This window comes from Ruegeria sp. H3, assembly GCF_056533095.1.
In genome coordinates this window covers 250146-264060 of record NZ_JBQFOD010000002.1, presented here as the reverse complement: position 1 = coordinate 264060, position 13915 = coordinate 250146, and the positions used below count along the sequence as shown (strand labels likewise).

Here is a 13915-nt window from a genome sequence, read left to right as displayed (position 1 = left end):
TCACGACCTATTCAACAGCAGGCTAACGTTTGCTGCGCGCCATAAAGGCCAGCCGCTCGAACAGATGGACGTCCTGCTCGTTCTTCAGCAACGCCCCATGAAGCTTGGGCAGTGCATTTGCTCCGTCGCGCTTCAGATCCTCGGGTGTCAGATCCTCGGCCAATAACAATTTCAGCCAATCCAAAACCTCAGAGGTTGAAGGTTTCTTTTTCAAGCCTTGAGTCTCGCGGATTTCGTAGAATTGGGTCAGAGCCGTGGTCAGCAGAGCGTCCTTAATCCCGGGATGATGCACTTCGACGATCCGGCGCATCGTGGCCTCGTCCGGGAAACGGATATAGTGAAAGAAACAGCGGCGCAGGAAGGCGTCGGGCAGTTCCTTTTCGTTGTTCGACGTGATGATGACGATCGGGCGATGCTTGGCCCGGATTGTTTCACCGGTTTCGTAGACGTGGAACTCCATCTTATCGAGTTCCTGCAAAAGGTCGTTGGGGAACTCGATATCGGCCTTGTCGATCTCATCGATCAGCAGCACGACCTTTTCATCGGCGTCAAAGGCCTGCCAAAGCTTGCCCTTGCGGATATAGTTCGACACATCATGCACACGCTCATCGCCCAACTGACTGTCGCGCAGTCGGCTGACGGCGTCATATTCGTACAGGCCCTGCTGTGCGCGGGTGGTGGATTTCACATTCCACTCGATCATCGTCAGGCCCAAAGCACCTGCCACTTGTTTGGCCAGCTCGGTCTTGCCGGTGCCGGGTTCGCCTTTAACCAGCAAGGGGCGTTCCAGCGTCACGGCCGCGTTTACGGCGATGGTCAGGTCGTCGGTGGCAACATATTCGGCTGTGCCTTGGAAACGTGCAGTCATGGGCCCCTCAAGCTCTTGCGCGCGGCTGCGCGTGGTGCAATCCCGGTTACAGAGAGCCAGTGATTTTGACAACCCGGGTCGCTGCGTCGACTCAGCCGCAATTTGCCGTGCAAACGCCATCGCCTAACGCGATTCGCGGCGATTTTTCTGCTTCACTGATTGTGAACTGCCACAAAATCACCCTTAGAAATTCACCGAAAAACGCGTTTTTTCCGTTTCAAGTATCACATTTAGACCAGTCAGGCGTTGGGCGCGCCTGACCTAAGTTTGTGTAGTGACAATCCCGTGCCCGTCGGATAAACGCTGCGCAGAAGGGGGTGCCAAATGTCAGGTGATACAACCGCGACCGACGTTTCTGGCCATACCGAGGGAGCAGATATGAAGCAGGAAGTTTTTCTGCCGGATGATTACCGCCCGGCCGAAGATGAGCCTTTCATGAATGATCGTCAGCTTGAGTATTTTCGACGCAAGCTGCTGGATTGGAAGACAGAGTTACTTGCAGGCAGCCGCGACACGATCGAAGGGCTGCAGGACAATACCCGAAACATTCCCGATGTCGCTGATCGCGCAAGCGAAGAGACCGACCGCGCGCTGGAACTGCGCACGCGGGATCGCCAGCGCAAGCTGGTCGCCAAGATCGACTCGGCCCTGCGCCGCATCGACGAGGGCGAATACGGGTATTGCGAAAAGACTGGTGATCCGATCTCGTTGAAGCGTCTGGATGCGCGACCCATCGCGACCATGACACTGGAAGCGCAAGAGCGTCACGAGCGTCGTGAAAAAGTTCACCGCGACGATTGATCGCTGAAAATCGCAAAAAATCAGAACGCCGGGGCCTGTCGCCTCGGCGTTTTTGCGTTAAGCCCTAGGGATGAAACTCGACGGGCTGACATTCTGCGTTGTGGGCGGTGGCATAGGTGGTCTGGCCGCCGCGCTTGCCTTGCAGCAACGCGGGGCGCGGGTGACCGTACTCGAGCAGGCTGCCGCCCTGACCGAAGTGGGCGCGGGTTTGCAGATCAGCCCAAATGGGATGTGCGTACTTCGCGCATTGGGTGTCGTGTCCGATATTCCGCCCTTAGGCCAAAGGTCCTACGGAACCGTGCTTTGCGACTACCGCAAGGGTCGTATAATCAGTCGGTTACCAGGCCCTAAGGCCGGGCCAACCTATTACTATCATCGCGCCGATCTTTTGGGGCTGCTACTTCAAGCTGTCCAAACCGCCGGGGTCGATATCCGTTTGGGCTCATGTGTCGCTGAGTTGCGCAAAAACCCGACCGAGGTCGAACTTGTATTTGAAAGCGGCGCGCATCTGCGCGCCGATTGCGTCATCGCCGCCGATGGCGGGCGCAGTACGCTCCGGCCCAGCTTGAACGGGCCAGAGACACCCGTATTCACTCATCAGATTGCTTGGCGCGCGACAGTTCCATGGAAGGGGGCCGAGGCCCAACCGCGCGCCACACTCACGATGGGCCCAGGCCGCCATGTGGTGACCTATCCGCTGCGCGACCAGAGCTTGATGAATATTGTTGCGATCGAAGAGCGATCAGACTGGCAAGAAGACGGTTGGCGCAGGCAAGGCGATCCAGATGATCTGCGCGCCCGTTTCGCGGATTTTGGAGGGCCGGTGCGCGACATACTCGCCGACGTGACAGAGGCACATCTTTGGGCGCTTTTCCTGCGACCGGTTGCACGCACATGGCAGGATGGCCGCATGGCTCTGTTGGGCGATGCCGCGCATCCAACGCTGCCCTTCATGGCGCAAGGGGCCTGTCTGGCGCTTGAAGACGCATGGGTTTTGGCCCGGTGCTTTGACGATCATTCAGAGATGAGCAGCGCTCTGGCGGCCTATGAGGCGGCGCGTCTGCCGCGCGCTGAGCGCGTCGTTGCGGCTGCAGCTGCAAATGCCCGCAACTTTCACCTTAAAGGCCCCAAAAGGATCACTGCGCAGCTAGCGCTTTCAGTGATCGGCCTGCATCTGTCACGCCGATATGAATGGGTTTACAGCCACGATGTGACGACCTGAGCGGTCAAATGTCCAGATCCACCCAGACGGGAACATGATCTGATGGTTTTTCCTGCCCGCGTATATCGGTATCGATCTGGCAATCGCGCATTAGATCAGCCGCTTGCGGGGTGAGCAGGAAATGATCGATCCGGATGCCGTCATTTCGATTCCAAGCACCGGCCTGATAGTCCCAAAATGAATAATGCCCGGGACCTTGGGTGCGGGCGCGAAAGGCTTCGGTAAATCCAAGATTTAGAATTTTGCGAAACGCCGCGCGGCTTTCTGGACGAAACAGCGCATCCTCGCGCCACGCGTCGGGGCGTTTGGCGTCCTCGTCCTGCGGGATGATATTGTAGTCGCCCGCCATCAATGCGGGCTCCTCGCTTGCCATAAGGTCTTTGGCGCGCGCATAGAGACGCTCCATCCAGGCCAGCTTATAGTCGTATTTGGGCCCGGGCACCGGATTTCCATTCGGCAGGTAGAGCCCACAAATCCGGATCGCCTGCTTGCCAACAACGGTGGCCTCAATCCAGCGCGCCTGTTCGTCCTCGTCATCGCCGGGCAACCCGCGCGAGACGTCCTCGAGCGGTGGCTTGGACAGAATGGCAACGCCATTAAAGCTTTTTTGGCCATGGGTCTCGACGTTGTACCCTCGGTCTTCAAACATCTCGCGCGGGAAGTTCTCATCGACGGATTTGATTTCCTGCAACAGAACCACATCGGGCTGCGCGTCATCCAGCCAGCGGGGCAGGGCCTCGGCCCGCGCTTTGATGCCGTTGATGTTGAACGTGGCGATTTTCATACGCGGTCCTCCGATGCCTCAGGGCAACCTATCGCGCAGAACCGGCCCAACGGCAAGATGAAGGGTAGGGTTGCGAGGCTCTGCCTCGCGCTCCGAGGTATTTGGGAACAGAAGAAGGTGGGCGGTTTCTCATACTTCTTCTGTTTGAAAATACCTCGGGGGAGGCGCGGCTTGCCGCGGCGGGGGCAGAGCCCCCTGGTGTTACGTTACATCGAAAACGAAGTGCCGCATCCGCAAGAGGAGGTTGCATTTGGGTTTTCGATCACAAACCGCGCGCCAATCAGTTCCTGGGTGAAATCGATGACAGCGTTTTCCAAAAACGGCAGAGAGATCGAGTCTACGATCACCTTTTGCCCTTTGCCTTCCAGCACCAGATCGTCCTCTTTGGGTTGGTCCAGCGCAATTTCGTATTGAAAACCGGAACATCCGCCGCCTTCCACTGCGACGCGCAATGCTTGCCCCTGATCCGCCGCGCCGATTTCGGCGAGGCGCTCAAAGGCGCGTTCAGTAACTGTTGGGGGCAGATTCATGCCAGACTCCAAAGGTTTATTTCCTTCTCGCGCTGCAATATATGCAACCAAAGGACGGGCGACAAGGACAAGACCTTTGGACAGAGCGGGTTTTGCCTCGGATCCAGGCCGCGCCAGGGGGCGGCTTGTGCCAGAGGAAGAAAGCAGTTTCCGATCATGCTTTCAGCGGGATCGGGACAGGATCATTCATGCGAGCGCCTTTCGGCGGCTGAAACACAAGACGCAGGTCTTTGTCGAACACGAAGGCGACAGCTATCGCACCCGGTTGACGCATTCCATCGAGGTCGCTCAGGTGGCGCGTACGATTGCCGGTGCGCTTTGCCTCAACCCGGAACTGACCGAGGCGGTGGCGCTGGCGCATGATCTGGGCCATACCCCGTTTGGGCATACCGGTGAAGACGCCCTGCACGCATTGATGCAGCCCTATGGCGGTTTTGACCACAACGCACAGGCCATTCGGATCGTCACCAGGCTGGAGCGACACTATGCTGAATTTGACGGCTGCAACCTGACTTGGGAATGTCTGGAAGGCATTGCCAAACACAACGGGCCGGTTGTCGCAGAGCTTCCTTGGGCCTTGGCAGAGTGCAATGCTGGTTTCGATCTGGAACTGTACACTCATGCGAGCGCCGAGGCGCAGGTTGCGGCGTTGTCAGACGACATTGCCTATAACAATCATGATCTGCTGGATGGCTTACGTGCTGATCTGTTCACGGATAAGGACATTCAGCAATTGCCCATCGTGGGGGATTGCTATGCTGAGGTGGATCGCAAGTATCCGGGTCTGGACCCCTATCGCCGCAGGCACGAGGCGTTGCGGCGGGTGTTTGGGGTGATGGTCTCGGATGTGATCGACACCTCCCGGGACCTGATCGACCAGTCTGGGGCGCAGACGGTCGAGGATATCCGCCATCTCGCCCATCCGGTGGTCCAGTTTTCAGCTGCTCTTTGGGCGCAACTGAAAGAGATCCGCGCCTTCCTGTTTGCGCGCATGTACCGCGCGCCCAGCGTGATGCAGGTTCGGGCCGAGGTCAGCGCGGTTGTTGAGGAACTGTTTCCGATTTACCTCAATGATCCCAAACAGATGCCCTTGCGCTGGCATGAGGATATCGAGGCTGCGCAGGATGAAACTGCTCTGGCCCGGATCGTGTCTGACTATATCGCTGGGATGACGGATCGGTTCGCGCTGCAGGATCACGCTCGGCTGACCGGGCGTTGACTATTCAACCTCGATGTAAGCCAGCGCCCAGACCTGTTGCCCGGCTTGTTCTTGCGCCAGTTCTTCATCATCTGTCGGAGGGAACACGATCATCGTTGGGCCATAGCCTCCGATCCCCATCGGGGACCCGTCAGCATGCGTGGCCAAGATGGGTTGATGTGACGTGATGCTGTCCCAAGAAATCTCCGATTGATAGCCGTCCATGGCCATGGGTTTTGCGGTTTTGCCGACAGCGCCCGCCAATGTCATAACATCTGCCAAAAGAGGTCCGGAAAAAGCGATCTGTCGCTGGTTGCCTTCGGGGCCGTAAGCGATAGTGATCTCGACCTGTTCCATGCTGTTCAGAGTTGCTGCGTCGAAACCGGCGGCGCCCTTGTGCTGAACATCTAGAAAGCCCAGTAGACCGCCGTCATTCTCGCCACGGGGCGGCAGATTGGTTTCGGTCACCGCGCCACCAAGCGTCAGTAGGACGTGATCGGTGGGGGTGGGCATCTCAGCCACCGCAGGCAGCGAGGTTGTCAGCAGCAGGGCAAGGGGTAGGGCAAGGCGCATAAGGTAGTCTCCGGTTAGTCAGGCCCTATCGAGACTAGCGGGCTATGGATTGAAGCCAAGCGCAAACTTGCGCGATCCATTGACGTTCACGCCTTGCGTGGTAAACCGCCCGGCAAGCAAAAGGACATCCGTAATGAACCTGTTTTCCGAGATCCGCGCCCTGGTACTGGACGCGCTGGCGCAGATGCAGTCCGAAGGCGCGCTGCCCGAGGGGCTGAGCTTTGACAACGTGGCGGTCGAGCCTCCGCGCGATGCGGCGCATGGCGACATGGCGACCAACGCGGCGATGGTGCTGGCGAAACCGGCGAAGATGAAGCCGCGTGACATTGCGGATGTTCTGGCCGGGAAGCTGGCCGCAGACGGACGGATCGCCAGTGCCGAAGTTGCTGGCCCGGGTTTTTTGAACCTGCGGCTTGCACCGTCGGTCTGGCAGGGCGTGTTGGCGGCGGTGTTGGAGCAGGGCACCGACTATGGCCGCTCGACCATGGGGCAGGGGCAGAAGGTTAACGTGGAATATGTCTCGGCCAACCCGACTGGCCCGCTGCATGTTGGTCATACGCGGGGGGCGGTATTTGGGGACGCCTTGGCGAGTTTGCTGGCTTATTCCGGCCACGACGTGACGCGTGAATACTACATCAATGATGGAGGCGCGCAGGTCGATGTGCTGGCGCGGTCCGCCTACGAGCGGTATCGCGAGGCCAATGGTCTGAGCCCCGAGATTGCCGAGGGCCTCTATCCCGGTGACTATCTGATCCCGATCGGCGAGGCTCTGAAAGAGAAATACGGCGATGGCCTGATCGACAAGCCCGAGAGCGAATGGCTGGAAGATCTGCGCGAGTTTTCGACCGACGCGATGATGGACCTGATCCGCGCGGACCTGAAGGCGCTGGGCGTTGAGATGGACGTGTTCTTCTCGGAGAAATCCCTCTATGGCACAGGCCGGATCGAGACCGCACTGCAGTCGCTTACCGACAAGGGTCTGATCTATGAAGGCGTGCTGGAGCCGCCCAAAGGCAAAAAGCCCGAGGATTGGGAGCCGCGCGAGCAGACCCTGTTCAAATCGACCGAGCATGGCGATGACGTCGATCGCCCGGTCAAGAAATCGGATGGCGCCTGGACCTATTTCGCCCCGGATATCGCCTATCACTACGACAAGGTCAGCCGTGGTTTTGACGCGCTGATCGACGTGTTTGGTGCGGACCACGGTGGCTATGTCAAGCGGATGAAAGCAGCCGTCTCGGCACTGTCTGACGGTAAAGTGCCGCTGGATATCAAGCTGACCCAGCTGGTGAAGCTGTGGAAAAATGGCGAGCCGTTCAAGATGTCCAAACGGGCCGGGAACTTTGTAACCCTGCGCGATGTGGTCGATCAGGTCGGACCGGATGTGACCCGGTTCGTGATGCTGACCCGCAAGAACGACGCGCCTCTGGATTTCGATTTCGACAAGGTACTGGAGCAGAGCCGCGAGAACCCGGTGTTCTACGTGCAATACGCGCATGCCCGAGTCATGAGCGTGCTGCGTCGCGCCGCCGAGGCCGAGATTGCTGCTGATGATGCGGCGCTGTCGAACGCGGATCTTAGCAAAAACGATCACGCATCCGAACTGACGGTTGCCAAGAAATTGGCGGAATGGCCACGGCTGGTCGAGATTGCTGCGCGGACCAATGAACCGCACCGGGTTGCCTTCTATCTGTATGAATTGGCAGGGGATTTTCATGCTCTGTGGAACAAGGGCAACGAAGAAACCCAGCTGCGTTTCATTCAGGATGGCGATGTTGCCACAAGCCAGTCGAAAATCGCATTGGCGCGTGCCGTTTCTGTTGTGATTTCAGCAGGCTTGGGTATTCTTGGCGTTACTCCGGCGCAGGAGATGCGGTAACCAATACCGCCCGAACCGCCGGTCTGAGGCAGACAAGAAATGACCCGCGCGCTTTGATTTCAGGCGCAGTCGGGCGGTGAGGCAACATGGCGAGTTACGATTACTCGGGGCATCACGACCCCGAGCAGATGCATTATACGAATCAATCACAGGCTCAGGATGTCTATCCCGAGGATGAACCACGCGGTGCGTTTGGGCTCGCGCGGATGGTGAATGTTCTGGGGGCGGTGGCTTCGTTGGCATTGGTCGCCGGTGTTGGTGTCTGGAGCTACAAGCTGGTGATGCGCGATGTCAGCGGTGTACCAGTTGTGCGCGCTGCCGAAGGTCCGATGCGTATCCAGCCTGAAAATCCCGGCGGACGACCTGCCGATCATCAGGGGCTGGCGGTGAACGCTGTGGCTGCCGAAGGTACGGCTGCGGCCCCTGCGGATCGTCTGATCCTTGCACCGCGTCCGGTCTCGTTGACCGACGAAGACCTGCCAGCAGGCGAATTACAGCCCACTCCGGCGTTGCATGTGGTGGAAGAACCGATCTCGAACCAGGAAGCCGCGGCGCTGCGGCAAAACGCGGTTGATGCTCTGGTGGCAGAACTGGCAGGCGAGGCGGCGCGAGCCGATCAAGAGGCCGCACCGGGTGTGCAGGTTGCATCCCTTGTCGCGCCCGAGGAAGAACCCGCCATCGACCCGGCCGATCTGGCTGCAGCACTGCCAGACCCGGCGATTGCGGAACTGCCCGGCGTGCGCCGGTCACTGCGTCCGCATACGCGCCCGGCGCGTCGTGCGCCTGCTGCCGATAGCTCTGAGGCCTCGATCAATGCGGCTGTGAAGGCGGCTGTTGGTCTGGATATCGACCCCGATACGCTGAGCAAAGGAACCCGTCTGGCCCAGTTGGGCGCCTTTGAAAGCCCGGATGTGGCAAAAGCCGAATGGGAGCGTCTGAGCGGCCAATTTGGTGAGTATATGGATGGAAAACAGCGTGTTATCCAGAAAACCTCAAGCGGAGGACGCACCTTCTATCGGCTGCGCGTTCTGGGGTTCGAGGATCTGAGCGATTCTCGTCAGTTCTGTGCCGCACTCGTTGCACAAGGTGCTGACTGCATCCCGGTCGCCGTCCGGTGACATTTGGCGCTGCGATCACCGATGCTGAGGGACTGCGGCTAACCGACGACGAACGGGCCTTGTTCCACGAGATGAACCCGTTTGGGTTCATCCTGTTTACCCGTAACATCGACAGCGCCGATCAGGTCCGGGCTTTATGCGATGATTTCCGCGAGGCGGTCGGACGTAATTGTCCGATCACCATAGATCAGGAAGGCGGGCGCGTTCAGCGCCTGCGCGCGCCTCTGGCCCGCGAGTGGATGCCTCCGCTGGATCATGCAGAGCGGGCCGGAGAACAGGCTGATCGGGCCATGTATTTGCGCTATCGCCTGATCGCGCATGAGCTGTTCGAGCTCGGGATCGATAGCAACTGCGCACCCACATTGGATCTGGCCCGGGCTGAGACTCATGCGTTTCTGCGCAACCGGTGTTACGGCGAAGATGCGGACACCATCGGCAAGATCGGACGTGCCGTGGCGCAGGCGCATCTGGATGGCGGTGTTCTGCCCGTGGTTAAACACATGCCGGGTCACGGACGTGCAACGCTGGACACTCATTTTGAATTGCCTCTGGTCGATCTGCCTTTGGAGGAGCTGAAAGAGACTGATTTCGCACCGTTTCGCGCGTTGAACGATCTGCCGATGGGCATGACCGCGCATCTGGTGTTCGGGCAGATTGACCCGCTCCCGGCGACCATCTCGCCCGAAATGATGACGGTGATCCGAGACGTTATTGGTTTTGATGGTCTGATCATGACCGACGATATCTCGATGAAGGCGCTGAGCGGCTCGGCGGCTGAGCTGTCGCGTCAGGCGATAGAGGCCGGGTGCGACGTGGTTCTGCACTGCAATGCCAGCTTGATGGAACGCGCCGAGGTGCTTAAGGCCGCCGGTCAGATGACCGATGTTGCTCAGGCCCGCGCTGAACGGGCCTTGGCGATGCGCAAACCCCCGCAGGAACTTGACATCGAGGCCACCGAAGCGGAACTATCTGCCCTAATGGGCGGGCAGGTATATGAACGATAACCTTTTCAGCGAAGACCCGGTCTCGGTCGCCGACCGACTGGCCGCCGAGGCACTGATCGTTGATGTCGATGGGTTCGAAGGCCCTTTGGATGTGCTGCTGACCCTCTCGCGCACTCAAAAGGTGGATCTGCGGAAAATCTCGGTTCTGGCATTGGCGCAGCAATATCTTGCCTTCGTGGAAAAGGCCCGCGCGCTACGGATCGAACTTGCGGCGGATTATCTGGTCATGGCCGCTTGGTTGGCCTTTCTGAAATCCCGCCTGTTGCTGCCGCCCGACCCGGATGACGAAGGTCCCTCGGGCGAGGAACTGGCCGCGCATCTGGCGTTCCAGCTGGAACGCTTGCAAGCCATGCGAGATGCTGCCGCACGTCTCATGGCACGAGACCAATTGGGGCGTGATTTCTTCAAGCGCGGGCAGGGCGAGGATGTCACCCGCATCCGCACGGTGACCTATTCCGCGACGCTGCTGGACCTGATGCAAGGCTATGCCCGGATCCGCACACGGGACGAGTTCCGGCCATTTGTAATGGACCGTGATGCCGTGTTTACCATGGAACAAGCCTTGGAACGGATGCGCCCGCTGATCGGATTTGCCGGAGCTTGGACCGATATGGAGACCTACCTGCCGGAGGGGTGGGAGGCTGATCCAGTTCGCAGACGCTCGGCCACAGCCGCAACCTTTGCGGCCTCTCTGGAGTTGGTGAAAGAAGGACATATGGAGATGAAGCAAAGCGAGACCTTTGCTCCGATCCAATTGCGCAAGAGGACCGAAACACGTGACTGACACACCCGAAGAGACCGGCACCCTGTTTGAAGCGCCCCCGCTGGCCGAGCAGGAACGCATGGTCGAAGCGGTGCTGTTCGCCAGCGCTGCGCCAGTGACGGTTGCCGATCTTGAGGCGCGGATGCCGCATGGCAGCGATGCGGCGCAGGCGGTTGAACTGCTTCAGAAACGGTACGAAGGGCGCGGCGTGCGCGTGGTCAAGGTGGGTGAGGCCTGGGCGATCCGCACCGCTCCCGACCTCGGATTTTTGATGCAGAAGGAAACGGTTGAAACCCGCAAGCTGAGCCGCGCAGCGATTGAGACGCTGGCCATCGTGGCCTATCACCAGCCCTGCACCCGGGCCGAGATCGAGGAAATCCGGGGGGTTTCCGTGTCGCGCGGGACGATTGACCAGCTGCTGGAAATGGAGTGGATTCGACTGGGCCGTCGCCGTATGACACCAGGTCGTCCGGTGACCTTTGTGGTGACGCCAGAGTTTCTGGATCATTTCGGTCTCGAAAACGCCCGTGATCTGCCGGGGCTCAAGGAATTGCGCGCTGCCGGGCTGCTTGAAAACCGCCCGCCACCAGGAGCCATGCCGCTGGGCGAGGGGCAGGACGAGGCAGAGGACGAGGATCAGACTGAGCTGTTCGAGGAAGAGTGATCAAGCGGCCCTTTTGTTGCCGCAGATGAACGCTATCTTGAGGCATAGGAAACGGAGTTGAGCAATGAACGCCAATCGGATCATCGACATGATCGTGCGACAGGTCATGCGGCGCCTAGTGAACAAAGGAATCGACAAGGGCATCGATATGGCCAGTCGTCGTGGCGGGAACCCGGATCAGGCACCCTCGAATACGGGCGCGCCGAAGAATGCCAGTGCGCCGCGTCACGCGAAGAACCTAAGGCAAGCACATCGGGTAACGCGCCAGATGCGCCGGTTCATGAAGTTCTGAAGTCTAGCTTATCGCCTTGAAATGCTTGGACAGTTTCAGGCCTTGTCCCTGATAATTCGATGCGATGCCAGCGCCGTATAGTTGCGTGGGCATCTCGGCCATTTTCTCATAGACCAATCGCCCGACGACCTGCCCGTGTTCCAGCACGAAAGGTGCCTCGTGGCAGCGAACCTCAAGCACACCGCGTGATCCGGCACCGCCAGCCTCGGCATGGCCGAAACCGGGATCGAAGAAGCCTGCATAGTGCACACGGAACTCTCCGACCATGGCCAGATAGGGGGCCATCTCGGCGGCATACATCGGTGGGATATGCACTGCTTCGCGGCTGACCAAGATGTAAAAGGCACCGGGATCCAGAATGATGCGCCCATCCTTTGTGCGCACCTCTTCCCAGTATTCCTGCGGGTCGTATTCGCCGATCCGGTCCAGATCGATAACGCCCGTATGCGGCTTGGCACGATAGCCGACCAGATCAGTATCCGGCAGTTGCAGATCAACCGAGAAACCCAGCCCATCTTGGATGACAGCAGGGCCATCGACCAGCGGCGATTCAGCATGCAGATCGTTCAGTTCGGCGTCGGTTAGAACCGCCTGACCCTGACGAAATCGGATCTGGTTCAGACGCATGCCTGGGCGGACCAGGACCGAGAAGGAACGAGGGCAAATCTCGGCATAAAGTGGCCCGGTGTAACCTGCCGGAATACGGTCAAACTCGGTCCCGCCATCGGTGATGGTGCGGGTTAGCAGGTCCAGCCGCCCGGTCGAGCTTTTGGCATTGGCCACGGCGCTGGTATGGCCGGGCAGGTCCAGCGATTCCATCAGCGGCACCAGATAGACGCAGCCTTTTTCTAGAACGGCCCCGTTGGTGATGTCGATCCGATGCATTTCGAATTCGGTCAGACGGTCGGCGACGGATCGGGTTTCACCAGCTAAAAAGGATGCGCGAACTCGGTAAGCCACTGTTCCCAAACGTAAATCAAGGCTGGCTGGCTGCACCTGGGCAGGGATGACATCCGGTGTGGCAGTAATCTCACCGCGCACGATCATCGCTTCGATCTGCTGGTTTGGGCATACACCTGTCATTCCGATCCCCCCTGATGCCAGAGCGGGATCTGGCCAATGTGCCACAAACGTCGGTGTGATATGGTCGGGCTAGCAGGACTCGAACCTGCGACCTTCCGTCCCCCAGACGGACGCGCTACCAGGCTGCGCCATAGCCCGACGTTGGAGTGTTCATAAAGAAATTCCCGGCAGGGGCAAGAGGAAAACAATGCCTTTTTCCTATCCCGCCGTGTTGGCTTCGACCCGGTCCAGCCAGCTGCGCAGGTCCCGTGCGATGGGTGCGATTTTGTTCAGAAGATCGGCGTCAAATTCGGTACGATTCCAGACCAATGACGTCAGGCCACCTGTAAGAGGTGCCGTATCGAGCACCGGTTCTTGCGGCTCGGGAGCGGGCAGCGGTTCTGCGGGTGCGCCCTCAGGGGGGGCAGCTGGCGCATCAAGGTCCATATCGATTTGTTCAGATGCAGGCGCAGCTGAGAAGGGGACGACAGTGTCGTCAGAAGTTTGGGGTTCATCCACGGGTGTTTCGTCCAGCCCATGGGACAGCCCGATGACATGGGCAACGCCGCGTTCGCGCAAAATCCGCTGAACACCTTTGATCGTCACCCCATCTTCATGCAACAATTTCTTGATGCCGCCCAGCAATAGCATATCGTTCGGGCGATAATAACGCCGACCTCCGGCGCGTTTGACGGGTTTGACCTGAGTAAACCGACTTTCCCAGAATCGCAGAACATGGGCCTGTACACCGAGCCAATCCGCAACTTCAGAGATCGTGCGAAATGCGTCGGGGGATTTGCTCATGTCCGCAGAGCTCCGGCGTTATTTGCGATTCCCGGCGGCGACGCGATCCTTCATCAGATGCGACGGGCGGAAGGTAAGAACGCGGCGGGGTTGAATAGGAACCTCTTCGCCGGTTTTAGGGTTGCGACCGATACGGGCGGTTTTGTCCCGAACGCTGAAGGTGCCAAAAGACGAAATCTTGACCTGTTCGCCACGCACAAGCGCATCGGACATGTGGTTCAGAACGCTTTCGACCAGCTGCGCGCTTTCATTGCGTGACAAGCCAACCTCGCGAAAGACGGCCTCGCTCAGATCCATTCGGGTCAGTGTTTTGTCGCCCATGTTTTTTCCCCTGTTGCTACCAAACCATAGGG

Annotated in this window: 16 protein-coding genes and 1 tRNA gene; 9 read left to right on the top strand and 8 right to left on the bottom strand. The window is 59.1% G+C overall.

What is annotated here, in order from left to right:
* Nucleotides 1–22: 22 nt before the first annotated feature.
* On the bottom strand, nt 23–868 hold the full coding sequence (locus ACR0JE_RS03935) for an AAA family ATPase (protein WP_480497664.1): 846 nt from the start codon (nt 866–868) through the stop codon (nt 23–25).
* Between the two features lie 378 nt (nt 869–1246).
* Here ACR0JE_RS03935 and dksA point away from each other — a divergent pair, with 378 nt between their 5' ends.
* Both dksA and ACR0JE_RS03925 read left to right on the top strand, forming a co-directional pair.
* Nucleotides 1247–1669 carry an RNA polymerase-binding protein DksA gene (dksA, locus tag ACR0JE_RS03930; RefSeq protein ID WP_170450050.1) on the top strand — a complete coding sequence of 141 codons (423 nt, stop codon included), beginning with the start codon at nt 1247–1249 and terminating at the stop codon, nt 1667–1669.
* 70 nt (nt 1670–1739) lie between these two features.
* Complete coding sequence (locus tag ACR0JE_RS03925; RefSeq protein ID WP_480863125.1) at nt 1740–2891, top strand: FAD-dependent oxidoreductase; 1152 nt, start codon at nt 1740–1742, stop codon at nt 2889–2891.
* Nucleotides 2892–2895: 4 nt separating this feature from the next.
* On the opposite strand, the gene xth is transcribed toward ACR0JE_RS03925, so the two are convergent.
* Both xth and ACR0JE_RS03915 read right to left on the bottom strand, forming a co-directional pair.
* On the bottom strand, nt 2896–3675 hold the full coding sequence (gene xth / locus ACR0JE_RS03920) for an exodeoxyribonuclease III (protein ID WP_480863123.1): 780 nt from the start codon (nt 3673–3675) through the stop codon (nt 2896–2898).
* A 206-nt stretch (nt 3676–3881) separates the two neighbouring features.
* Complete coding sequence (locus ACR0JE_RS03915) at nt 3882–4205, bottom strand: HesB/IscA family protein (protein ID WP_170530516.1); 324 nt, start codon at nt 4203–4205, stop codon at nt 3882–3884.
* A gap of 76 nt (nt 4206–4281) precedes the next feature.
* Between ACR0JE_RS03915 and ACR0JE_RS03910 the strand changes: the two genes are divergently transcribed.
* Nucleotides 4282–5424, top strand: a complete 1143-nt coding sequence (locus ACR0JE_RS03910; RefSeq protein WP_480863121.1) for a deoxyguanosinetriphosphate triphosphohydrolase — start codon at nt 4282–4284, stop codon at nt 5422–5424.
* Here ACR0JE_RS03910 and ACR0JE_RS03905 read toward each other — a convergent pair whose 3' ends face one another.
* Nucleotides 5425–5976: a putative pterin-binding protein gene (locus tag ACR0JE_RS03905; protein WP_480863119.1), complete on the bottom strand. Its 552-nt coding sequence runs from the start codon at nt 5974–5976 to the stop codon at nt 5425–5427.
* 133 nt (nt 5977–6109) lie between these two features.
* Here ACR0JE_RS03905 and argS point away from each other — a divergent pair, with 133 nt between their 5' ends.
* The 6 genes from argS to ACR0JE_RS03875 all read left to right on the top strand — a co-directional run bounded on the left by argS (nt 6110) and on the right by ACR0JE_RS03875 (nt 11696).
* Nucleotides 6110–7855, top strand: a complete 1746-nt coding sequence (argS, locus tag ACR0JE_RS03900; protein WP_480863117.1) for an arginine--tRNA ligase — start codon at nt 6110–6112, stop codon at nt 7853–7855.
* 86 nt (nt 7856–7941) lie between these two features.
* Complete coding sequence (locus ACR0JE_RS03895; protein ID WP_480863115.1) at nt 7942–8973, top strand: SPOR domain-containing protein; 1032 nt, start codon at nt 7942–7944, stop codon at nt 8971–8973.
* Nucleotides 8970–9977 carry a beta-N-acetylhexosaminidase gene (gene nagZ / locus ACR0JE_RS03890; protein ID WP_480863113.1) on the top strand — a complete coding sequence of 336 codons (1008 nt, stop codon included), beginning with the start codon at nt 8970–8972 and terminating at the stop codon, nt 9975–9977. Before ACR0JE_RS03895 ends, nagZ begins: the two co-directional genes overlap by 4 nt.
* Nucleotides 9967–10761, top strand: coding sequence for a segregation and condensation protein A (locus ACR0JE_RS03885; RefSeq protein ID WP_480863111.1), 795 nt, complete (start codon nt 9967–9969; stop codon nt 10759–10761). Before nagZ ends, ACR0JE_RS03885 begins: the two co-directional genes overlap by 11 nt.
* Nucleotides 10754–11404 (top strand): SMC-Scp complex subunit ScpB, encoded by a 651-nt coding sequence (gene scpB / locus ACR0JE_RS03880; RefSeq protein ID WP_170530509.1) that lies wholly within the window; start codon nt 10754–10756, stop codon nt 11402–11404. Before ACR0JE_RS03885 ends, scpB begins: the two co-directional genes overlap by 8 nt.
* A 64-nt stretch (nt 11405–11468) precedes the next feature.
* On the top strand, nt 11469–11696 hold the full coding sequence (locus tag ACR0JE_RS03875) for a hypothetical protein (RefSeq protein WP_480542578.1): 228 nt from the start codon (nt 11469–11471) through the stop codon (nt 11694–11696).
* Nucleotides 11697–11699: 3 nt separating this feature from the next.
* On the opposite strand, the gene ACR0JE_RS03870 is transcribed toward ACR0JE_RS03875, so the two are convergent.
* The 4 genes from ACR0JE_RS03870 to ihfA all read right to left on the bottom strand — a co-directional run bounded on the left by ACR0JE_RS03870 (nt 11700) and on the right by ihfA (nt 13883).
* Nucleotides 11700–12779 carry a 2'-deoxycytidine 5'-triphosphate deaminase gene (locus tag ACR0JE_RS03870; RefSeq protein ID WP_480863109.1) on the bottom strand — a complete coding sequence of 360 codons (1080 nt, stop codon included), beginning with the start codon at nt 12777–12779 and terminating at the stop codon, nt 11700–11702.
* A 61-nt stretch (nt 12780–12840) separates the two neighbouring features.
* Nucleotides 12841–12917: transfer RNA gene (locus ACR0JE_RS03865), tRNA-Pro, on the bottom strand.
* Nucleotides 12918–12977: 60 nt separating this feature from the next.
* Nucleotides 12978–13562, bottom strand: coding sequence for a MerR family transcriptional regulator (locus ACR0JE_RS03860; protein WP_480542582.1), 585 nt, complete (start codon nt 13560–13562; stop codon nt 12978–12980).
* Between the two features lie 18 nt (nt 13563–13580).
* Nucleotides 13581–13883, bottom strand: a complete 303-nt coding sequence (ihfA, locus tag ACR0JE_RS03855; protein ID WP_008755922.1) for an integration host factor subunit alpha — start codon at nt 13881–13883, stop codon at nt 13581–13583.
* Between the last annotated feature and the right edge of the window lie 32 nt (nt 13884–13915).